At 69.8% G+C, this 21,413-nt stretch carries 20 protein-coding genes; 13 read left to right on the top strand and 7 right to left on the bottom strand.

Annotation, left to right across the window (positions count from 1 at the left end):
- Window positions 1-129: 129 nt before the first annotated feature.
- Together QSK05_RS00175 and QSK05_RS00170 are read right to left on the bottom strand one after the other, a co-directional pair.
- Window positions 130-792 (bottom strand): response regulator, encoded by a 663-nt coding sequence (locus tag QSK05_RS00175; RefSeq protein ID WP_285592594.1) that lies wholly within the window; start codon window positions 790-792, stop codon window positions 130-132.
- On the bottom strand, window positions 789-2,120 hold the full coding sequence (locus tag QSK05_RS00170) for a sensor histidine kinase (protein ID WP_285592592.1): 1,332 nt from the start codon (window positions 2,118-2,120) through the stop codon (window positions 789-791). The genes QSK05_RS00175 and QSK05_RS00170 overlap by 4 nt, the downstream gene beginning before the upstream one ends.
- 35 nt (window positions 2,121-2,155) lie before the next feature.
- On the opposite strand from QSK05_RS00170, the gene QSK05_RS00165 reads away from it, so the two are divergent.
- The 4 genes from QSK05_RS00165 (at window position 2,156) to QSK05_RS00150 (ending at window position 5,827) form a co-directional block, all read left to right on the top strand.
- A complete protein-coding gene (locus QSK05_RS00165) occupies window positions 2,156-2,941 on the top strand; it encodes an IclR family transcriptional regulator domain-containing protein (protein ID WP_285592590.1) in 786 nt (261 codons plus the stop codon).
- 437 nt (window positions 2,942-3,378) lie between these two features.
- Complete coding sequence (locus QSK05_RS00160; protein ID WP_285592589.1) at window positions 3,379-4,545, top strand: thiolase family protein; 1,167 nt, start codon at window positions 3,379-3,381, stop codon at window positions 4,543-4,545.
- Window positions 4,545-5,204 (top strand): 3-oxoacid CoA-transferase subunit A, encoded by a 660-nt coding sequence (locus tag QSK05_RS00155; protein ID WP_285592588.1) that lies wholly within the window; start codon window positions 4,545-4,547, stop codon window positions 5,202-5,204. Before QSK05_RS00160 ends, QSK05_RS00155 begins: the two co-directional genes overlap by 1 nt.
- The gene (locus QSK05_RS00150; protein WP_285592587.1) at window positions 5,201-5,827 is read left to right on the top strand and encodes a 3-oxoacid CoA-transferase subunit B; all 627 of its coding nucleotides are present in this window, start codon (window positions 5,201-5,203) and stop codon (window positions 5,825-5,827) included. Before QSK05_RS00155 ends, QSK05_RS00150 begins: the two co-directional genes overlap by 4 nt.
- On the opposite strand, the gene QSK05_RS00145 is transcribed toward QSK05_RS00150, so the two are convergent.
- Both QSK05_RS00145 and QSK05_RS00140 read right to left on the bottom strand, forming a co-directional pair.
- Window positions 5,824-6,666 (bottom strand): DUF2510 domain-containing protein, encoded by an 843-nt coding sequence (locus QSK05_RS00145; protein WP_285592586.1) that lies wholly within the window; start codon window positions 6,664-6,666, stop codon window positions 5,824-5,826. The two genes, QSK05_RS00150 and QSK05_RS00145, sit on opposite strands and share 4 nt — an antisense overlap.
- A 154-nt stretch (window positions 6,667-6,820) precedes the next feature.
- Window positions 6,821-7,717 (bottom strand): LysR family transcriptional regulator, encoded by an 897-nt coding sequence (locus QSK05_RS00140; RefSeq protein ID WP_285592584.1) that lies wholly within the window; start codon window positions 7,715-7,717, stop codon window positions 6,821-6,823.
- An 84-nt stretch (window positions 7,718-7,801) separates the two neighbouring features.
- Here QSK05_RS00140 and QSK05_RS00135 point away from each other — a divergent pair, with 84 nt between their 5' ends.
- From QSK05_RS00135 to QSK05_RS00105, 7 genes are all read left to right on the top strand, one after another.
- Window positions 7,802-8,674 carry an EamA family transporter gene (locus QSK05_RS00135; protein WP_285592582.1) on the top strand — a complete coding sequence of 291 codons (873 nt, stop codon included), beginning with the start codon at window positions 7,802-7,804 and terminating at the stop codon, window positions 8,672-8,674.
- 195 nt (window positions 8,675-8,869) lie between these two features.
- Complete coding sequence (locus tag QSK05_RS00130) at window positions 8,870-9,214, top strand: hypothetical protein (RefSeq protein ID WP_285592580.1); 345 nt, start codon at window positions 8,870-8,872, stop codon at window positions 9,212-9,214.
- Complete coding sequence (locus QSK05_RS00125; protein ID WP_285592578.1) at window positions 9,211-9,627, top strand: PIN domain-containing protein; 417 nt, start codon at window positions 9,211-9,213, stop codon at window positions 9,625-9,627. The genes QSK05_RS00130 and QSK05_RS00125 overlap by 4 nt, the downstream gene beginning before the upstream one ends.
- A gap of 56 nt (window positions 9,628-9,683) precedes the next feature.
- Window positions 9,684-10,514, top strand: coding sequence for a patatin-like phospholipase family protein (locus tag QSK05_RS00120; RefSeq protein WP_285592576.1), 831 nt, complete (start codon window positions 9,684-9,686; stop codon window positions 10,512-10,514).
- 3 nt (window positions 10,515-10,517) lie between these two features.
- Complete coding sequence (locus QSK05_RS00115; RefSeq protein ID WP_285592574.1) at window positions 10,518-11,570, top strand: 1-acyl-sn-glycerol-3-phosphate acyltransferase; 1,053 nt, start codon at window positions 10,518-10,520, stop codon at window positions 11,568-11,570.
- Window positions 11,571-11,882: 312 nt separating this feature from the next.
- Window positions 11,883-14,165 (top strand): HelD family protein, encoded by a 2,283-nt coding sequence (locus tag QSK05_RS00110; protein ID WP_285592572.1) that lies wholly within the window; start codon window positions 11,883-11,885, stop codon window positions 14,163-14,165.
- 179 nt (window positions 14,166-14,344) lie between these two features.
- Window positions 14,345-15,418, top strand: a complete 1,074-nt coding sequence (locus QSK05_RS00105) for an acyltransferase family protein (protein WP_285592570.1) — start codon at window positions 14,345-14,347, stop codon at window positions 15,416-15,418.
- A gap of 22 nt (window positions 15,419-15,440) precedes the next feature.
- On the opposite strand, the gene QSK05_RS00100 is transcribed toward QSK05_RS00105, so the two are convergent.
- Together QSK05_RS00100 and QSK05_RS00095 are read right to left on the bottom strand one after the other, a co-directional pair.
- The gene (locus QSK05_RS00100) at window positions 15,441-16,088 is read right to left on the bottom strand and encodes a response regulator (RefSeq protein WP_285592569.1); all 648 of its coding nucleotides are present in this window, start codon (window positions 16,086-16,088) and stop codon (window positions 15,441-15,443) included.
- Entirely contained in the window at window positions 16,061-17,308 is a 1,248-nt protein-coding gene (locus QSK05_RS00095; protein WP_285592568.1) for a sensor histidine kinase, read from the bottom strand. Before QSK05_RS00095 ends, QSK05_RS00100 begins: the two co-directional genes overlap by 28 nt.
- A gap of 194 nt (window positions 17,309-17,502) precedes the next feature.
- Here QSK05_RS00095 and ilvA point away from each other — a divergent pair, with 194 nt between their 5' ends.
- Window positions 17,503-18,729 (top strand): threonine ammonia-lyase, encoded by a 1,227-nt coding sequence (gene ilvA, locus QSK05_RS00090; protein ID WP_285592567.1) that lies wholly within the window; start codon window positions 17,503-17,505, stop codon window positions 18,727-18,729.
- Here the strand turns inward: ilvA and QSK05_RS00085 are convergent.
- Complete coding sequence (locus QSK05_RS00085; protein WP_285592566.1) at window positions 18,695-19,447, bottom strand: phosphatase PAP2 family protein; 753 nt, start codon at window positions 19,445-19,447, stop codon at window positions 18,695-18,697. The two genes, ilvA and QSK05_RS00085, sit on opposite strands and share 35 nt — an antisense overlap.
- Window positions 19,448-19,657: 210 nt before the next feature.
- Between QSK05_RS00085 and QSK05_RS00080 the strand changes: the two genes are divergently transcribed.
- Window positions 19,658-21,349 (top strand): serine/threonine-protein kinase, encoded by a 1,692-nt coding sequence (locus tag QSK05_RS00080; RefSeq protein ID WP_285592565.1) that lies wholly within the window; start codon window positions 19,658-19,660, stop codon window positions 21,347-21,349.
- The last annotated feature ends 64 nt before the right edge of the window (window positions 21,350-21,413 follow it).

The raw sequence follows: 21,413 nt of genomic DNA, 5'->3' as shown, positions 1-21,413 counted from the left end.
CGCTCCTTCGTGGGTGGTTCTGCTGACCCCACCGACGCTAGGCGCTCACCTGATCACTCGTCGTCCGGCGCGCGACGGACCGGCCGTGTCCCCCTTGCGACGGACCTGCGACGGACCTGCGACGTGCCCTCAGCGATCCCCGGGCGTCACCACACCGCTCTCGTAGGCGAACACCACGGCCTGTACCCGGTCGCGTACGCCGAGCTTGGCCAGCACCCGGGACACGTGGGTCTTCACGGTGGCCTCGCCGACGAAGAGTGCGGCGGCAATCTCGGCGTTGCTCGAACCGGCGGCCAGCAGCCGCAGGATGTCCCACTCCCGATCGGTCAGCTGGTCGAGCAGGGCCGGACGCTGCACAGACCCCGGGTTGACGGTGAACCGGTCGAGCACCCGGCGGGTCAGCTCGGGGGCCAGCATGGCGTCGCCCCGGGCCACGATGCGGATGGCGTGGATCAGGTCTTCCGGGGTGGAGTTCTTCAGCAGGAACCCGGCTGCTCCCGCCTGCAACGACTCGAACAGGTAGTCCTCCCGGTCGAAGGTGGTGAGGATGACCACCTTCGCGCTCGACGTCCTGGTGATCTCCCGGGTGGCGGTGATGCCGTCGGTGCCCGGCATCTGCACGTCCATCAGGATGATGTCAGGTGCGCATTCGGCGGCCCGGGCGATCGCCTCGGCGCCGTTCGAGGCCTCCGCCACCACCTCCAGACCGGGCTCGCTGGACAGGATCATCCGGAACCCGGCCCGCATCAATTCCTGATCGTCCGCCAGCAGCACTCTGATCGACTCGGTCACTTGCCCGCCATCTCCTCGTTCGTGGTTCTGACCAGCGGCAGCCGGGCGCGCACCCGGTAACCGCCCTCGGGACGACGGCCCAGGTCGAGCGTGCCGCCGTGCACCTCCACCCGCTCGCGCATGCCGACCTGACCCAGTCCGGAACCCTGACTGCCGACAAGCCCCACGCCCCGACCGTTGTCGACGACCTCCACCTCGACCGCCTCGGCCAGGTACCGCAGCCGGGCGTCGATCCGGCTGGCCCCGGCGTGCTTCAGGGCGTTCGTCAGGGCCTCCTGCACGATCCGGTAGACCGACACCGAGACCGCCACGGTCAGCGGCACGGGTGTGCCGACCACGGTGAAATGCGTTGCCAGGCCGGGTGACGCGGCATTCTCCAGGAGATGCGGCAGACCGTCGACACCCGGGGGTGGTGGGGTGTCGTCCCCCATCGGCTTCTCATCGGTGTCGCGCAGCACCACCAGCAGCCGGCGCATCTCCTCCACCGCGGAACGTCCCGACTCCTCGATCACGCCGAGCGTCCGGCGGGTGAGTTCCGGGTCGCGGTCGAGCACCCGCCGCGCGGCTCCCGCCTGCACCCCCATCAGGCTCACGTGATGAGCCACCACGTCATGCAGTTCCCGGGCGATGCGCACTCTTTCGGCCAGCACGGCCCGGCGCGCGCTCTCGTCGCGCTCGCGGGCCAGCTCCAGCGTGCGCTCGTGCAACTGCTCCCGCTGCCGCTCCTGCCGCCACGAGGCATCACCGAAATACCAGGCGCCGGCGAAGAAGAGGACGTTGTACAGAGTGCTGTAGAGAACGGTCGCCAGATGCGCGGGGATCGGTCCCTCGCCCTCGTGGCCCTCGCCCTCCGCCCAGGCCGTCGCACTGATCGCGTAGGCCAGCCAGCAGAACATCACCACCACGACGATCGTGCGGGCGGCGTTCGTCAGGCGCCGGTCACGGCCCCAGGCCCCGGCCGTGTAGAGCGTGCAGAACAGGGCGATCGAGCTCATCGTGCTCTCGATGATCGCCCGCGACTGCATCCCGATGAACGCGACGGACACCACCAGCAACACGGGCAGGGGGTGCCGGCGGCGCAGGCAGAGCGGTAGCCCCACGGCGAACGACCAGAGCACCGACTCCAGGATCGAGATCTTCATCAGATCGTCGTCGTCGCTCGAGATACTGCGGTAGAGGAAGGCACTGAGCACCATGCCCGCGGTCAGCAGGAGGCCGGTGATCACGTCCCACCGCAGCTGCCGCGCGGACGGCCCGGGCCGTGCGTAGCCGTCGTCATCGGCCGTGCTGCTGGCCCATTGCGCCACCTGCCGGATCCCACCCCTCATACCGGCAGCGTACGCAAGCTCTAAAGTCTTCGACCATGACGGATCCGGGCCCCCGCGCCGAGAGCCTGCAGTCGCTCACCCGGGGGCTTGCCGTGATCCGTTGTTTCGACGCCGATCACGCCGAGCTCACCCTGTCCGACGTCGCCCGCCGGTCCGGTACCTCCCGCGCCACCGCCCGCCGCATTCTGCACACGCTCGAAGACCTCGGCTACGTGCGCATGCGGGACGCCCGGTTCACGCTCACACCCCGGGTGCTGGAACTGGGAGGGGCCTATCTGGCCTCGTCCCCGTTGCCCGTCCTCGCGCGTCCGCACCTGTCCGACCTCACCGCGACCTGCGACGAGTCGAGCTCGATGTCCGAACTCGACGGCGACGACATCGTCTACGTCGCCCGGGTGGAACGGCGGCGCATCATGACCGTCGCGATCGGCATCGGCACCCGGTTCCCGGCCTACGCCACGTCGATGGGTCGCGTGTTGCTGGCCGGGCGGCCGGCTGCGTGGGTGGACGCCTATCTCTCGCGGGTGCCGTTGGTCGGGTTCACGAGCCACACGATGGAGGACGCCGGTCAGCTCCGTTCCGAGGTGGATCGGGTTCGCGACCAGGGCTGGTGCCTGGTCGACGAGGAACTGGAACCCGGCCTGCGCTCGGTCGCCGCGCCGGTGATCGCGCCGTCCGGCGAGGTGATCGCGGCGGTGAACATCTCCACCACCACCCGCCGCAGCATCGAGGAGATCCGGGCCGAGCTCCTGGAACCCCTCCTGGCCTGTGCCCGGGAGATCGGCGCCGACCTGGCCCGGGCGCGGGCACACAACCACTGACTCTGGCGCAACAACCTCATGGCTTGTGGCTCGCTTCTCACGCCGGCCACAACGTCAAGAGTTCAACAGCGGCCACGTGCGAGCCGCTCACGCCGCGGTCCGGCCGCCGGCGAGGCATGCGCCGTGTGTACACCTGGTACATCGGGTACCGGATGTACCAGGTGTACACATCGTCGGCGGTTCCCGGCCGGTCCGGATCGGCTCCGAAGAGCCTGGTCACCGATACCCCTGCTCAGGGCAGCCCACCAGTGCTCCTCATCCCCTACTGCCACGCCCACAATTCCTGACCCGTGTGCCCGCATGGTGGCTACGACCCCCACAGGCGTCCTCTGTTGTGCGACCGGATGCCACCCACTTCTTCCCCGGCGACCCACGAATGAACTATTCTGTTCTCAGAACGCACAAGCGTTCGCTCAGCGAACACTGGGAGTCGACGAATGCCCGCCGCGTACGTCTACCAAGCCCTGCGCACACCGTTCGGGCGGTTCAACGGTGCGCTCGCCGACAGCCGCCCCGATGACCTCGCCGCTCACGTGGTCAAGGCTCTGACCAGCAGTGCTCCGGCTCTGGACCCGGCGCGGATCGACGAGATCGTGCTGGGCAACGCCAACGGCGCGGGTGAGGACAACCGCAACGTGGCCCGGATGGCCGGGTTGCTCGCCGGGCTGCCGACCTCGGTGCCGGCCACCACGGTGAATCGGCTGTGCGGGTCCGGTCTGGACGCGGTGATCTCGGCCTCGCGCTCGATCGAGACCGGTGACGCGGACGTGGTGATCGCGGGCGGCGTGGAATCGATGACGCGGGCGCCCTGGGTGTTGATGAAACCGGCACCCGCGCGCGACGCCTCGCTGGTGTCCACCACCCTGGGGTGGCGTCTGGTCAACGAGAAGATGCCCGACGAGTGGACGGTATCGCTGGGTGAAGCGAACGAGCAGCTGCGGGAACGGTTCTCGATCAGCCGGCAGCGGCAGGACGAGTTCGCGTTGCGCTCGCACCGGCTCGCGCAGCAGGCCTGGGACGACGGCTTCTACGACGAACTGGTGACGCCCACGGCCGGGCTGACGAAGGACGAGGGAATCCGGGCCTCTTCCACCGTGGAGAAACTCGCCTCGCTGAAACCTGTCTTCCGCCCCGACGGCACGATCACCGCGGCCAACGCCTCCCCGCTGAACGACGGGGCGTCCGCCGTTCTGGTCGGGTCGCCGAAGGCCGCGGACCTGCTCGGGCTGGCGCCACGGGCCCGCATCGCCGGGCGCGCGGCCCACGCCTGCGATCCGCCGGAGTTCGGGTTCGCGCCGGTGGCCGCGGCGCAGAAGGCGTTGCAACGCGCGGGTATCGACTGGGGTGACGTCGGCGCGGTCGAGCTGAACGAGGCCTTCGCGGTGCAGGCTCTGGCCTGTGTCGACGCCTGGAAGATCGACCCGGAGATCGTCAATGTGCGGGGCGGGGCGATCGCGATCGGTCATCCGCTGGGTGCATCCGGCGGCCGGCTGATCGGGAACCTGGCGGCCGTCCTGGCCGAACGGAATGAGCGCTGGGGTGTGGCGGCTATCTGCATCGGTGTCGGCCAGGCTCTGGCCGTCGTGCTGGAGAGCGTCGCCTGATGGCCGGGTTCTATGACTCCGCCGATGCCGCAGTCGCCGGAATTGCCGACGGTTCAACAGTTCTCATCGGTGGCTTCGGATCGGCCGGGCAACCCGTGGAACTGATCGACGCCCTGCGCCGGCTCGGTGCCCGCGATCTGACCGTGGTCAGCAACAACGCCGGAAACGGTGACTTCGGGCTGGCCGCGCTGCTGGCCGCCGGGCAGGTGCGCAAGATGGTCTGCTCGTTCCCGCGGCAGAGCGACTCCTGGGTGTTCGACGAGCTCTACCGCGCGGGCAAGATCGAGCTCGAGGTGGTGCCGCAGGGCAACCTCGCCGAGCGGATGCGCGCGGCCGGCGCGGGGATCGGTGCCTTCTTCGGCCCGACCGGCGTGGGTACCCCGCTGGCCGAGGGCAAGGAGGAACGGACGATCGACGGTCGCCAGTACGTGCTGGAGTATCCGATCCGCGGTGACATCGCCCTGATCAAGGCGCACCGGGCCGACCGGATGGGCAACCTGGTCTACCGCAAGACCGCGCGCAACTTCGGCCCGGTGATGGCCACGGCCGCGACCACGACGGTCGTGCAGGTGGGCGAGATCGTGCCGACCGGCGATCTCGACCCGGAAGCCGTTGTCACGCCGGGAATTTTCGTCGACCGGGTAGTGGAGATCCGATGAGCCTGAGCAAGGCCGAGCTGGCCGCGACCGTCGCCCGGGATATCCCGCAGGGTGCCTACGTGAACCTCGGCATCGGGCAGCCGACCACCGTGGCCGACTACCTGGCGCCGGACAGCGGGGTGGTGCTGCACACCGAGAACGGCATGCTGGGCATGGGCCGGGCCGCCGTCGGTGACGAGATCGACCCGGACCTGATCAACGCGGGCAAGGTGCCAGTGACGCAGCCGCCCGGGGCCGCGTACTTCCACCACGCCGACAGTTTCGCCATGATGCGGGGCGGTCACCTCGACGTGTGTGTGCTCGGTGCGTTCCAGGTGTCGGCCCGTGGCGACCTGGCCAACTGGCACACCGGTGAGCCGGGGGCGATCCCGGCGGTGGGCGGTGCGATGGATCTGGCCATCGGGGCCAAGCAGGTGTTCGTGATGATGACGCTCTTCACCCGCGACGGAACCCCGAAGCTGGTGCCGGAATGCACCTACCCGCTGACCGGTCGGCAGTGCGTGAGCCGGGTGTACACGGAGCTCGGCGTGTTCGAGATCGAGGAGGGCGGAGTTCGGGTGCGGGAGACCTTCGGCATCACGCCGGACGAACTCCAGACCCGCCTCGACATCGAACTTCGCTAGTTGTCGACCTTTTCGCTCTCGGGGGCCGGTGGCAGCCGGTAGACGTGCTCGGTCCAGGTGCTGCCGTCCCACCAGCGCATCCGGCCGGCGTTCTCCTGCTGATCCTGGTCGCGGTACCAGCCGGGCTCACCCGGCGGTTCGGGTTCGGGGTCTTCCCGCAGGGCGATCCGGATCTCCCGGCGCACCGGCCCGCGCGGTGCGGGAAGGTCGGCCACCGGGTTCGGTTCGTGCTCCGCGGCAGTGTCGATGCGGGGCAGATAGGTCGTGGGTGCGTCGTCGGTGATCTCGAACAGCAGAGCTCCCGACCGAGGATGTTCCAGGTAGTGGATCAGTTCGCCGAGAATCCATGCGGTGGAGGGATCTTCGCTGGAGCACTCTTCGCGCTCCACCACCGCCTCGGCCACGATCGTGCTCCACGGGAAGTGCAGCATGGGTACCGTGCCGAGCTTCTCCTTGGCCACCGGGGTGGGGTGCTGCCCGGCCACCGGGGGAATCTCGTTGCTGATCGTCAGCAGTGCGTCGATGCCGTGCTCGGTGGCCAGGTCGAGATAGGCCTCCAGCCGGGAACTGCGCAGCGGTCGAGGGCCCGTGCTCACCTCGACCAGAGCCGTCCAGAGAGTGCCGCCGTCGCTCACGCGGATCACGCCGTGCGGCAGGCATTCGTTGTCGCCGATCGAGAACGGCACCTCGGTGAAGGTCTCGATCGTGCCCTCCGGTGCCTCGAGAGGCTCCGTCAGGGCGCGCCCGAACCGTTCCACCGCGGTCATGGTGGCCAGCAGCGCGGCTGTCGCCCGGCGCTCCTGCTCCACCTGTGAGCTGATTCCCGTGGTCGGGATCAACCTCGCTTCGTGCCACCCTATTTTCTTCATTCCCGCCCCCTCCATGACGGATCAGGCTACCCGGCGTCAACCGGTCAGGTCCGGCAGTCTGCACGATCTATCGATTACTGGCGAGGGTCAGTCACTCCAGTCACAGGGGTAACGCAATACCGACCTAATTGGGTGTTTTGACGGAATCCAGTAGGTGAAGAAGGAGCGCCAGCGGCGGCCATTCGGCCCGGCCCTGGCGCGTGACGGCGTAGGCGCGCAGGCGTATCTCCGGGTCGGGCAGGGGCAGCAGAGTGACTCCGGGACGGGTGCGGCGGTCGGCCGGCAGCAGCCCGATGCCCTGCCCGGCGATGATCAGGTCTTCCACCAGTTCCAGGCTGTCGGCCTGATGGCTGATGCGGGGCTCGAAACCGGCCATCGATGCCAGGGTTCGCACAGCGTCCTCATCGGCGGAATTGCGGGAGTTGACGATCCACGCCTCGCCGGCCAGGGCGTCCATCGTCTGGGTGGACGTCGGCCCGGCGGCGTGCGCCCATCGCTCGGGCACGCCGATGGACCACGGCGCGGACCACAGTGGAAAGAATTGCAGAGAGGAATCTTTGGCGCGTGGGGCGAGGTTGTAGTCGTAGGTCAGGGCCAGGTCGACCTGGTCCGCGAGGAGCGACGCCAGCCCTTCGGCGGGCTCGTACTCGTGGATGAGGAGCCGAACTCCCGGACGGGTCTGCGCCAGCTGCGTCGCGATCGGCAGCAGCGCCCGCCGGATCGCCGTGGCGAAACCGCTGACCCGCACCGTGCCCGTGGGTTCGGCCGTCGGGTCGAGATCGACCCGGGCGGCCTCGACCGCGGCCAGGATGGTCACCGCGTGCCCGGCCAGGCGACGCCCGGCCGGGGTGAACCGCACCCGCCGCCCGTCCGGCTCGATCAGCGGCACGCCGACTTCCCGCGCCAGCACGGCAATCTGCTGCGAGACGGTCGACGTGGTAATGCCGAGTTCGTCGGCCACCCCGCGCATCGAGCCCTGCCGGGAGAGCTCGAGGAGCAGTTCCAGACGGCGGGTCTCCATCCCGTCATTGTTCGGGATCGATGAACGGTATGTCCATGGTCGGCACGTGGACGCGAACGATGCCCAGGCGTTCGGATGATCCGCATGAGTGCAGCGACTCTGACCCGGCCCACCGCCTCCGCGCGCACCGGCACCCTGATGGCGGCCGGTGCCATCGTCAGCGTCCAGCTGGGCCTGGCCGTCGCCGTGCCCCTGCTCGACGAGGTCGGCGCCCTGACCACGGCCTGGCTGCGACTGGGCTGGGCCGGGCTGCTGTTCGCCGTCCTGGTCCGGCCCCGGCCGGGCGGCCTGAGCCGGTCCGCCCTGCTCGCCGCCACGCTGCTCGGGGCGGTGACGGCGGGTGTGACGATGCTGTTCATGGCCTCGTTGCAGTACCTGCCGCTGGGTACCGCCAGCGCCCTGGAGTTCCTCGGGCCCCTGGGCGTGGCGGTGTTCCGGGGCCAGGGCCGGGCCCGTCTGCTGCCGGTGCTCGCGCTGACCGGCGTGCTGCTGCTGACACAACCGTGGGCGGGTGGTACGCACCCGGCCGGGGTCGCCCTCGCCCTGTGCGCGGCCTGCTGCTGGGCGGCGTACATCCTGCTCACCCAGAAGATCGGTGACGAGGTCTCGGGGCTGCGCGGGCTGGGTATCTCGATGCCTGTGGCCGGTCTGCTCGCCACGGCCGTGGCCCTGCCCGGTCTGAAAGAGGTCGACCTGGACGGAAACCTCTTTTTGCACGGGCTTTTCCTGGCCATCCTGGTTCCGGTGGTGCCGTTCACACTGGAGATGTTCGCGTTGCGCCGGCTGACCGCGGCGGCGTTCGGCACGCTGATGAGCCTGGAACCCGCCGTCGCCACGGCGATCGGCCTGCTGGTGCTGGGGCAGGTGCCCGGCTGGTCGGCCGCCCTCGGTGTGGGGTTCGTGGTGGCGGCCGGGATCGGGGCCGAGCGGTCGGGTGGTCGGTCTGATAGAAAGTAAAGCACTGCAGTTTGTTTCGACGTAATATTGCGAAAGTAATTGCGAGAGGCCAAATGATGGACGAGATGGTCGCCCGGGCGGTGTGGGCGGCGGCCGCCGCCCGGTCCGTCTCCGGGTCGGGCGCCTGACCTGCGACGACGGGGCAGGTCCGGGACGATCGGCGAAATTGTCGGTGGTGGGTTGCATTATGGGGATATGAGCAGAGAGAGGGAGGGGGGTCAGCCGCCAGCCTCCGAGGGGGCCCGGCTGGCTACGACGATCATGGTCGAGGGGGTCGACCTGGCACTGCTCCGGCAGGCCACGCGACTCCTGGGGGTGGAGGGTGCGGCGGTGGTCGATCAGGCTCTCGCCGAGCTCATCCGCGATCGCAATCAGCGGCGTGCGGTCGCTGCGGAGATCGAACGATACGAGTCCGGTCAGTTCGCGGGACTGGCCGGGCGGTCGGGGGCGGCCGGGGGCGCGGGACCGGCCGGGCCGGACGGGCCGACGGTGCCGACCGGTCCGGCGGTGCCGACGGTGCAGAGAGGGGGAGGGGAATGAACGTTGGGTGGCTGCTCGACAGCAGCGCGATCGGTCTGGCGCACCACAAGGAGGTGGCGGCCCGGCTGCGGCCGATGCTGACGGCCGGTGTGCTCTACACCTGCCCGGTGCTCGACCTGGAGGCTCTGGGCACGGCCGCCACGCCGCAGGTCTACCGCGAGATGCGGGCCGACCGGCAACGGGCCTACCGCTCGGTGCCGTTCGGACCCGCCGTCGGGGAGCGGGCCCTACGACTGCAGGCCCGGCTCGGCCGGTGGGCAGGAGCCCCGGTGCGGCCGCGGGATCTGCTCGTCGCCGCGACGGCGCTGGAGCATGACCTCACGGTGCTCCACCACCACCCGGCCTTCGGGCTGCTGGGCGAGATCTGCGATCTCGATCAGCGGGCGGTGGCCGACCTCGGCACGCTGGAATGACCGATATGGCGTACGGTCTGCGGGTCCCGGCAGCCCAAGAGGGGTAACAGGCAGGTATGGGCAAGACCGCATTCGTGTTCGGTGGCGGGGGCATGCTCGGGGCCAGTGAGGTGGGCATGCTCCGCGCCGTGATGGAGGCCGGGCACCGTCCCGATCTCGTCCTCGGTACCAGCGTCGGCGCGATCAACGGAGCCGTGCTGGCCGCCGATCCGACACTCGGCTGCGTGGACGAATTGGTGGAGACCTGGGAGTCGCTGGGCGGCCGGGAGCTTTTCTCCGGCCCGCTCCAGCGACTTCGGGTGGCGGCCAGTACCCGCACGCACCTGCACTCGATCGAGCCGTTGCGCGCACTGATCGAGCGCCGGCTGGGGCCGATCGGGATCGAAGACCTGGCCGTGCCGTTCCAGTGCTGTGCCTCCAGTATCGAGCGGGCGGCCGAGACCTGGTTCACCCAGGGCCCGGTGGCGGCCGCGGTGGCTGCGTCGTGTGCGGTGCCGGGCATGTTCGGGCCGGTGCAGATCAACGGTGAGCACTACCTCGACGGCGGCCTGGTCAACAGCCTGCCGGTGGGCCGGGCCGTCGCGCTCGGCGCCACCGAGATCTTCGTGCTTCACGTGGGCCGCATCGAGCAGCCGCTGAAGGTGCCCACCCGGCCCTGGGAGGTCGCGACCGTGGCCTTCGAGATCGCCCGTCGGCACCGGTTCGCTGCCGACATGGCCGCGGTGCCCGAGGGCGTCACCGTGCGGGTGATGCCGGCCGGCGCCGTGGTGAGCCCGAGCGCGAACCTCCGCTACCGCAACACCCAGCGCGTGCGCCTACGCATCGACGAGGCCTACCAGGCCTCGCGCACCTACCTGGAGACACTCCCGGCCGTTGGGCAGGACTGACCCATGCTTCCCCCGTACTGGGTCCGCCGTCTGCTCCTGGTTCCGCTGATGCTCGTCATCAGTCTGTTCGCCGTCGTCACGTCCCCGGTCACCCTGCTGCTCGCCGCGATCGCCGGTTTCGCCGTACCCGGTCAGAAGGGGCGCCTGTTCCGTATCACCGCACTGGTGATCGGCTACCTGGCCGCCGAGGGCGTGGCCCTGTTCGTGCTCGCCTATCTGTGGGTGGCGGCGGGGTTCGGTCGCCGGGTGCGTGAGCCGAAGCACGAGCGCCGGCACTACGTCTGCGTGCGTACCTTCCTGCGCTGGATCTTCTGGCTGGTCAACCACGTACTGCAGGTTCAGGTACGGGTGGAGGGCCCGATCCCCGAGGCCTACCGCGACAAGCCCCTGATCGTGTTCAGCCGCCACGCCGGCCCGGGCGACTCGTTCCTCCTGGTCCACGCCCTGATGAACTGGTACGACCGGGAACCGCGCATCGTTCTCAAGGACACGCTGCAGTGGGACCCGGCGATCGACATCGTGCTGAACCGCCTGCCGACCCGGTTCATCCGGTCCGGTGCGCCGGGCCGGGCCACGATCGACCCGGCCGCCGGCCCCGACGCCGAGACCCAGATCGGTGATCTGGCCCGGCGGCTCGACCACGACGACGCGCTCGTTCTCTTCCCCGAAGGTGGCAACTTCACGGCCCGGCGCCGCGCCCGGGCCATTGCCCGGCTGCGCCGGCGCGGGCTGATGGCCGAGGCCGCGAAGGCCGAGGCCATGCGGTACGTGCTGCCGCCCCGGCCCGGCGGGGTGCTCGCGGTGCTGGAGAACGCGCCCGAGGCCGACGTGGTGTGGGTGGCTCACACCGGCACCGATCACCTGCTCACGGTGGCCGACGTGTGGGGCGCCCTGCCGGTCCGTATCGACCTGAAGATGCGCTGGTGGCAGGTCCCGGCGGGCAGCGTCCCGCAGGATCGGGAGCAGCGCATCGCCTGGTTGTACGAGTGGTGGCGCCAGATCGACGGGTGGGTCACGGAGAACCGCGTCGCCCAGGGCCAGCGCGAGGTCGTCTGAGAGGCCATACTTGTAAGTCCCTTTGTCGCCGGATCACGACGACGGAGGAGTGGTGGCAGCACCGGCGGACCGTGTCAGTGAGTCGGGACGATGACCTGTGCCGGCACTGACGTGCCGGGCGTGAAGGATCATGGCCGGGCCGCGGTGATACGGCTGCAGGCGATGACATTGCTGCAGTCGGTGACATCGGTGACATCGGTGCAGTAGGGCATGCAGCGCGGAATGAACCAAAGGCCTGCCAGGGGCAGGTCGGGGCACCGGACGCCGGGGCGCCCCGCACGGTGAGCAGTGGGCGAACAGGTGGGATACGAAATGGGAGTCGACGGCGTGGGCGATGCCGCCGGTGGAACGCAGAATGCCACCGAACGTGAGGTGTCACAGGAGCAGGCCTATGTGGACGTGCTCTACGGGCGCCTCGACGACATCCGGTCCCGGGCCGAGAGGACCCTCGACGATCTGCGCAGGTCGTCGTCGTCGAACACCCCGGCCGGCCGGGCCGAGAAGGACGCCTTCGACGCCCTGCACACGGAGCGCCTGGCCCAGCTCGGTGCGGTCGAGGACCGTCTGGTGTTCGGCCGTCTCGACATGACCGGCGGCGAGCGCCGCTACGTGGGGCGCATCGGCATGTCCGACGAGGCGCAGCAGCAGCTCCTGGTCGACTGGCGGGCACCCGCGGCGGCGGCTTTCTACCAGGCCACGGCCGCTTCTCCGAGCGGTGTGGCCCGCCGTCGGCACCTGGCCACGCGCGGCCGCACGGTGACGGGCATCGACGACGAACTGCTCGACGCGGCCGGTCTGAACGCCGACGACCTGACCACCGTGACCGGTGACGGTGCCCTGATGACGGCGCTCACCGAGCACCGCACCGGCAAGATGCGCGACATCGTCGCCACCCTGCAGTCCGAGCAGGACGAGATCGTCCGCGCCCCGCTGACCGGTGTGCTGGTCGTGCAGGGTGGTCCGGGTACCGGCAAGACCGCGGTCGCCCTGCACCGTGCGGCCTACCTGCTGTACACCCACCGTGAGCGCATCGCGAAGAGCGGTGTGCTGGTGGTCGGCCCGTCACCGGTGTTCCTGCGCTACATCGAGAGGGTGCTGCCCTCGCTGGGTGAGACCGGCGTGGTGCTCTCCACCCCGGGGCAGATCTTCCCGGGCGTCGAGGCGACCGTGGTCGACCGGCCCGAGGTGGCCGTGCTCAAGGGCGACCTGCGGATGGCCCGGGTGATCCGGGAGGCGGTGCGCCAGCGCCAGCTGCTCCTGCCGAAGCCGATCCCGATGAGCCTCGACGGTGACCAGATCACACTGCGCCCGGCCGCCGTGGCCGAGGCGCGCTCGCGGGCGCGGCAGAACGGCCGGCCGCACAACGAGGCCCGCAACACGTTCGTGAAGCACCTGCTCGACGACCTGGCCGGGCAGCTGGCCCGGTCACGGCGTCTGGAGAACGATCCGGAGACCCGGCAGGACCTGATCCCCGAGCTGCGCGACAGCATCGACGTCCGGCGGGAGATCAACCTGCGCTGGATGCCGCTGTCGGCCGAGTCGTTCCTGGACAAGCTGTTCTCCAGCCCGGCCCGGCTGCGGGCGGCGGCCGAGGGCAAGTTGTCGAAGGCCGAGTCGCGGCTGTTGCTGCGTGAGGCCGGCAGCCCGTGGACCCAGGCCGACATGCCGCTGCTCGACGAGGTCTCCGAACTGATCGGGGCCGACGTGACGGTGAGTGCCACGGCGGCCCGGGAGCGGGCCCGGGCGGCGGCCGAGCGGGCCGAGGCCGTGCGCTACGCCCAGGGTGTGCTGCAGATGTCCGGTGAGGCGTCGGCGATGATGACGGCCGACATGCTGGCCGACCGTTTCGAAGGGCCGGGTGGCAGCCTGACCGTCGCCGAGCGGGCCCGCGACGACCGCACCTGGACCTACGGGCACGTCGTGGTGGACGAGGCCCAGGAGGTCTCGCCGATGTTCTGGCGCACGCTGGCCCGCCGGGTGCCGACCCGTTCGATGACGGTGGTCGGCGACCTGGCCCAGACCAGCTCCGCGGCCGGCGCCACCACCTGGGCCGGGGCGCTGGACACCATCGCCAAGGACCGCTGGCGGGTGGCCGAGCTGACGGTGAACTACCGCACGCCGGCCAAGATCATGCGCCCGGCGGCGGCCATGCTGACGACCGAGGGCATCAGTGTGCGGCTGCCCGAGTCGGCCCGTGAGGGTGACTGGGACCCGTCCCTGTTCCCGGTCGCCCGCACCACCGACGAGGTGGTGGGGGCTGTGCTCGAGGCCTTGACCGCCGACGACAAGGCCCTCGGCGGGGGCCAGTTCGCCGTGATCCTGTCGAGGGAGGCGGTGACCGGCGAGGTCTCGGAGCGGGTGCGCAAGTCGCTGCTGGCGCCGGAGTTCGCGGTGTCGGCCGATCGGGTGTCGGTGCTCAGCGTCGACGACGTGAAGGGCCTGGAGTACGACGCGGTCACCGTGGTCGACCCGGCGGGCATCATCGCCGCCTCACGGCGCGGGGCCAGCGATCTGTACGTCGCGTTGACCCGGCCGACCCAACGGCTCTCGATCGTTCACCACGGCGATCTGCCGAAGGGCCTCGATGACCTGTGACGTCTACTGACGGTGACCGGAAGTTCAATGTGGTGACAATCTGAAATATCACTGAGCCGAATCCGTGACTCCGGTGGAAATCACCGCCGATCCTTCTTCTGGATCCGGCGGTGAAGGAGTACACAGTTGGGGCGGGGCGCCAGAAGGTTCCCGATCGGTCCAGTGATTTCGAGGACACCATGTCGCGTCGCCCCGCGCTCGACGGCCTGCGGGCCTTCGCCGTGCTGGCCGTGATGGCCTTCCACACCTCACCGGCCGCGCACGGCGGCTTCCTCGGGGTGGACGTCTTCTTCGTCATCAGCGGGTACCTGATCACGGCCCTGCTACTGCGGGAATGGACGCGTACGGGCCGTATCGACCTGCGGCAGTTCTACCTGCGCCGGGGGTTGCGCCTGCTCCCGCCGCTGGTGTTCATGCTGGTCATCACGCTGCCGTTCGCGCTGACGTGGATGCACTACGACCTCACGATCAATCCGCTCGTGGCCGTGCTCAGTGTGCTTCTGTACGTGGCGAACTGGGCGAACGTGTGGGTGAACGAGGGCACCGGGATCTGGACGCACACCTGGTCGCTGTCGATCGAGGAGCAGTTCTACCTGATCTGGCCGGTGGTGCTGATCGCCGTGCTGGTCCGGCGCCGCAAGGCTCCGGCCCTCGGCCTGGCCGCGCTGATCGCGGTCGTGATCGTGGTGCGCTGGCTCAGCGTGCACAACTCCGACAGCACCCTGTGGATCTACTACGCCACCACCTCGCACTGTGACGGTCTACTGCTCGGCAGTCTGATGGCCGTGCTCCTGCAGAACCGCGAAACCCTGGTGCGGAGGTCCGAGACCGTGGCCTGGGTGGGCGTGCTGGGGCTGGCGGCGCTGTTCGCCACCTCGTACATCGAGGCCGCCAACACCTACCACTGGCGTCTGCCGCTGGCCGCGCTGCTCAGCGCGATGGTCGTGCACCACCTGGTCACCCGGACCGACGGGCCGATGGTGAGCCTGCTCTCGCTGAAACCGTTCGTCGCGATCGGGATGGTCTCGTACGGCCTCTACCTGTACCACTTCCCGGTCTTCATGATCATTCAGCACCAGGGGTACCCGCGCCTGGTGCAGCACTCCCTCGAGATCTCGGTGACCGTGACGCTGACCGTCTTCTCCTGGTTCCTGGTGGAGAAGCCCGCGCTCCGGCTGAAAGACCGGCTGGCCACCGGCGGCCGCGTCGTACTGCCCGCGCCGGCCGCGGGAGTCGGCGAGCAGATCGCCTGAGCCCAGGCCTCAGGCCCCTGGCTCAGTCCGAGTGCAGGTAGGCGAGAACGGCCAGCACCCGGCGGTTGTCGTCCGCGGCCTGAGGCAGGTCCAGCTTGGTGAAGATGCTGTTGGTGTGCTTGCCCACGGCCTTCTCCGACACGAACAGCCGGGCGGCGATCGCGGCGTTGGACCGGCCCTGGGCCATCAGCGCCAGCACCTCCCGCTCGCGCTCGGTCAGGCGCTCCATCGGTGCCTCGCGCTGGGCCCGGCTCAGGATGCTCGACACCACCTGCGGGTCGAGCACCGTGCCGCCTTCGGCCACCTGCTGCACCGCCTCGACGAACGCCTTCACATCGGTGATGCGGTCTTTCAGCAGGTAGCCGATGGCGCCCTGGCCGGAGGCGAGCAGCTCCTTGGCATAGAGCTGCTCCACGTACTGGCTCAGCACCAGCACCGGGAACGACGGCCGGCGACGCCGGATCTCGACGGCCGCCATCAACCCCTCATTGGTGAAGCTGGGCGGCAGCCGCACGTCGAGCACGGCGATGTCGGCGTCTTTCGTCTCCAGCTCCTGCAGCAGGGTCTGGGCGTTGTCGACGGCCGCGACCACCTCGAAGTCGTGCGCCTTGAACAACCGGATCAGCCCGTCCCGCAGTAGGGCTAGGTCTTCGGCGATGACGACGCGCACGGCACCTCCACGATGACACTTGTCGGGCCCCCGGCAGGGCTGTCGATCACCAGTGTGCCGTCGAACGCACGCAACCGCCGGGCCACTCCGGCCAGCCCGGAACCGGAACCCAGCGTGGCCCCGCCGACCCCGTCGTCCCCAATTTCTGCTCGCAACCTGCCCTCCCGGAGTGCGAGCCTGACCCAGGCCCGCTGGGCACCCGCGTGTTTCACCACGTTGGCCAGAGCCTCGGCGACAGCGAAGTAGACCGCGGTCTCGATCGGGGCCGGGATCGGCCCGGACAGGTCGGCCGACGTCGTGACCGGCAGCGCGAGCTGCACCGCGAGTGCCTCGACGGCCCCCGTCAGCCCTCGGTCGGCCAACACCGGCGGGTGGATGCTGCGCACGACCCCGCGCAGATCTTCGAGTGCATCGGTGGTCGCCTGCCGGGCCTCGGCCAGCAACGCCGCGGCGGCCTCCGGATCGCGGTGCAGAAGCTGTTCCGCCAGGCCGATGTTCATCCCCAGCGAGACGATCCGGGCCTGGGCTCCGTCGTGCAGGTCACGTTCGATGCGCCGGATCTCGGCGGCCGAGTGGTCGATCGACTCGGCCCGCGACTCCGCCACCGCCGCGACGCGCCGTTCCAGCTGGGCCGTGAGCGTGTTGCCGTACATGCCCAGCGTGGTGATGGCCCGCACCCTCGACAGCACCGGGGTGAGGATCCACCACAGGGCCAGCTCGAGCGTGATCGGCAGCAGCCACCAGGGGTTCCTGAACACCATGGCCAGCACCACGTGGCCGATCACCCCGGCGGGCAGACTGACCACGACGACCGACATCACGAAGCCACCGGTCGAGGCGAACGCTATGAAGGCCAGGTCGAGCCACCGCCGCGAGTCCTGCAGCCACGTCCACGGGCGGGACCAGATCGCGGCCAGACCGGTCTTTTTCGACTGCTTGTAGTCGGGCACCTCGACCGGCTGCCGCAGGGCGGCACCGGCCAGGAACCGGTGCAGGCGGCCGAGCTGCGCCGCCGCCGGCACGGCCAGGTAGAGCAGCAGGAGCCCGGCCAGCACGGTCGCGGTCGGCCAGCCCACCACGATGAAGACGAAGAACACCAGGCACGGCACGGCCAGAAAGACATGGGCGAGTTCGAGCAGCCAGATGCGGCCCCGGTCCACGAGGCCCTCCTCGTCGAACCGGAGCAACGGAATCCGGCGCAGGCCGCGGTCGCCCCACATGGCCCCCAGTCTCCCCTCTTTTCCGCGCCCCCTTTTCCATCGTGATCAGGCGATCCCCCTGCCTTCGGCCGGGAGGTGTCCCACTTCCCCGGGGATTACATGATCACGCGAGAGAGTCCTGGGCTTTTGGACGAGGTAGACGGCGGACGCAGTCGGCTCACGGCCATCCGTGCGGGCGTGCAAGGATTCCGTTCATGCCCGTCGAGGACCTCGTCCTGCCCGTGACCGTTGCCGATGTCGAGGCGGCGGCCCGGTTGCTCGAACCGGTGATCCGGCGCACGCCGGTGGTGCGCAGTCGCGCCCTGTCCGACCTGCTTGGCGGCCCGGTCTACCTGAAGTGTGAGAACCAGCAGCGCGCCGGGTCGTTCAAGATCCGGGGCGCCTACACCCGGATGGCCCGGCTCTCCGACGAGGAGAAGGCCCGCGGCGTGGTCGCGGCCAGCGCCGGTAACCACGCCCAGGGGGTCGCGCTCGCCGCCCGCCTGCTCGGGATCGAGTCCCGGGTCTACATGCCGGTCGGGGCTCCGCTGCCCAAGCTCGACGCCACCCGCGGTTACGGCGCCGAGGTGGTACTCACCGGCAGCACCGTGGACGAGTGCCTGTCCAGTGCGCTGGCGCACGCCGGGTCCAGCGGTGCGGTGATGATCCACCCGTTCGACCACCCCGACGTGGTGGCCGGTCAGGGCACCATTGCGCTGGAGCTGCTGGAACAGCAGCCCGAGGTGAAGACCGTTCTGGTCAGCACCGGTGGCGGGGGTCTTCTGGCCGGGGTGGCCACCGTGATCAAGGCCCGCCGACCGGACATCCGGGTGATCGGCGTGCAGGCCCAGACCGCCGCCGCCTACCCTCCCTCGCTGGCCGCCGGTAAGCCCGAGTCGCTGCCCTCGATGAGCACCATGGCCGACGGTATCGCGGTCGGCCGCCCCGGAGACGTGCCGTTCACGATCGTCGACCACCTGGTGGACGAGGTGGTCACGGTCGACGAGGAGACGATCTCCCGGGCCCTGATCCTGATGCTGGAACGGCAGAAGCTGCTGATCGAGCCCGCCGGGGCGGTGGCCGTCGCGGCCCTGCTCAGCGGGCAACTGGAGATCGAGACCCCGGCCCTGGCCGTGCTCTCCGGCGGCAACGTCGACCCGCTGCTGCTCATGCGCCTGATCCGGCACGGCCTGGCCTCGTCCGGGCGGTACCTGCGGCTACAGGTCCGGGTACCCGACTCCCCGGGCTCGCTCGCCGCGTTGCTCATGCGCCTGGCCACCACCGACGCCAACGTGATGGAGGTCGAGCACGTGCGCACCGGCCCGCACACCCCGGTGAACGAGGTCGAGGTGGCGCTCTGGCTGGAGACCCGGGGTCCGGCGCACTGCGAGCAGGTGGTGGCCGACCTCACGGCCGCGGGGTACCAGCCCCAGCGGGACTGAGGGGCTCGGTGGGGTGGCGTCCCGCCTCGATCCTGGTCGTCACCGCCCAGGCCCCGGCGACCACCAGCCAGCCCGCCAGCACGTCGAGCGTCCAGTGGTTGGCGGTGCTGACGACGACCAGGGTGGTCAGCCCGGCGTGAGTCCAGCCCAGCGCCCTCAGCGGCCGGTTCGCGGTGATCAGGGGCACGGCCAGGGCCACCCACAGGGCCCAGCCGGCGTGCATCGAGGGCATGGCCGCCAGCTCGTTGGTCATCCGTCCCATCGAGCCGGGTAACGAGTCACCGTGGCCCCACCAGCCCAGATGTGAGCTGGCGGCCACCACATCGGTGTAGCCCGGCAGGAACCGGGGCGGTGCCGTGGGCAGGGTGAGGTAGGCCGCCAGCGCGATCACCGTGGACAGCACCAGTGCGTTGCGGGCCAGTCGATAGTGCCCCGGGCCACTGAACCAGAGCGCCACCAGCACGGCCGCGGTGACCACGTAGTGCGCGGCCGCGTAGTAGAAACTCGCGCTGACTCCGAGCCATTCGTGATGCGCGGCGAACCGGTTCAGCCCCAGCTCGAGGTCGAGCCCGGTGAACCCCTCGAACGACAGCAACGACCTCGCGCGATCCAGGGCCGGGTGCAGATCGGCCGACGCCAGCAGCCGGGACAGTGAGTAGAGACCCCAGAGTGCGCCCAGCAGAATGAGTTCCCGAACACCTTGCCACGCGCGGACCATTCCGCCACCGCCCCCTCGAACCGACGCGGGCCGGCGTTCGTCATCCCCACTTGCCCGGCCCAGGGCCAGTGAACCATGCGTAATCGCCCGACAGCATCAGGGTTCTCCCTGAGCCCTTCGGTCACATCCCGTAGTGACGGGTCGTGATCCGCAGGTCACAATGTGGCGGTTTCTGGGGGTTGCTCAGTGCGGACTGGCACTATGGCGGTCATGCCTGACGCGACCGAGCTTCGCACCGGCGACCCCGCGCAGGTCGCGGGCTACCGCATTGTTCGCCGCCTCGGTCAGGGTGGTCAGGGAGTCGTCTTCCTCGCACTCGGCGCCGACGGCCAGAAGGTCGCCATCAAGCAGTTGCGCCAGGTGGAGGACAAGCAGGCGCGACGGCAGTTCGCCAAGGAGGTCGCCGCCGCCCGGCGGGTGGCCCCGTTCTGTACCGCGCGGGTGATCTCGTTCGACCTGGACGGCGAAAAGCCACACGTGGTCAGCGAGTTCATTGAAGGTCCGTCGCTGCAGCGTCTGGTGCGCGACTCCGGCCCGATGACCGGCACCCGCCTCGAGCGGCTGGCCATCGGAACCGTCACCGCACTCGCTGCCATTCACCAGGCGGGTGTCGTGCACCGCGACTTCAAGCCGGCCAACGTGATGGTCTCCCCGGACGGTCCGCGGGTGATCGACTTCGGTATCGCCCGCGACATGTCCAGTGAGACCACGGTCACCAGCCGGATTTTCGGGACCCCGGCTTACATGGCCCCGGAGCAGATCCGCAACGAGCGGGTGAGTCCGCAGACCGACATGTTCGCCTGGGCGTCCGTGGTCGCGTTCGCCGCCACCGGCCGGGCCCCGTTCGACGCCGGGCACATGATGGCTGTGGTCCACCGGATCACCACGATGGAGCCGATGCTCGACGGTGTGCCGGACGCCCTCGTCGACGTGCTCCTCCAGTGCCTGGCCAAGGACGCGAAGCAGCGCCCGACCGCCCAGCAGGCCCTCGCGATGCTGCTCGGGCGACCGACACCCGACCAGGACGTCCCCAATCCGACGGCCGTGCTGGCCGAGGGAAGTCGCTTCGCGCAGGCGAGCACCGCGGGCAAGACCCACCCGGCGGACGAGACCGTGCCCACCCCGGTGACCCAGCAGGCGAAACTGAAGCGGGCCAAGGCCGAGCAGGAGAAGCTCGAACAGGCCAAGGTGGCGCAGGCCAAGGTGGCGGAGAAGCCCGTCGTTCCGGTGGCGCCGGTCGCCTCGGTCGCCGGGCCGGACACCCTGCCCACCGCCGTGGGGGTCGAGATCCCGCGCTACGGAACCCCTGTCACACTGCCCGACGGCTCCCCGCTGTCGGCCCGGCCGCTGCGGAAGAACGGCTTCGGATCGTCCGTCGGAGCGGTGGTGGCTGTGCTGGTGCTCGCGATCGCTCTGGTGGCCGGCGGCGCGATCGTGGTGCGCACGCTCCTGGACCACGACGCATCGACTCCTTCCGGGCAGGGGGAGACCCCGGCTCCGGTGCCCACGACCGACGGGCCGCCGACAGGCGGTGGCGTGCCGTCGTCCACCGATGATTCGGCCTTCACGCTGCCCGCCTGGGCCGACGGGGTCTGGACGGGCACGATCGTGCAGCCCCTCGGCGGGGTGGCCAAGTGGGACGTGTCCATCACCCTGGACGCCGACGCGACCACGGGCCGGATGACCAGTCGCGACCTCGGCTGCGACGGCGTGCTCACCTACAGCGGCGGCAGTGGCGACTCGATCGAGATGGCGACGCTCCTGGAGAACGACCTGTGGGACCAGTGCTCCGACGACAGCTCGGTGAGATTGCGGCACACGAGCGACAACGAACTGACGTTCGACTGGGTGGACAACGACGCGGACGGCAACACTGCTTACGGAACGCTTACCTCACAGTGATATTTCTTCGGCGCAGAGTGACATCAACCGGTACAGCCGTGGTCGTTCACCCTGAGTACTACTG

The organism is Kineosporia sp. NBRC 101731 (assembly GCF_030269305.1).
GTDB lineage: Bacteria > Actinomycetota > Actinomycetes > Actinomycetales > Kineosporiaceae > Kineosporia.
The sequence above is the reverse complement of the archived record's forward strand: the minus strand, read 5'-3'. Positions and strand labels throughout refer to the sequence as shown.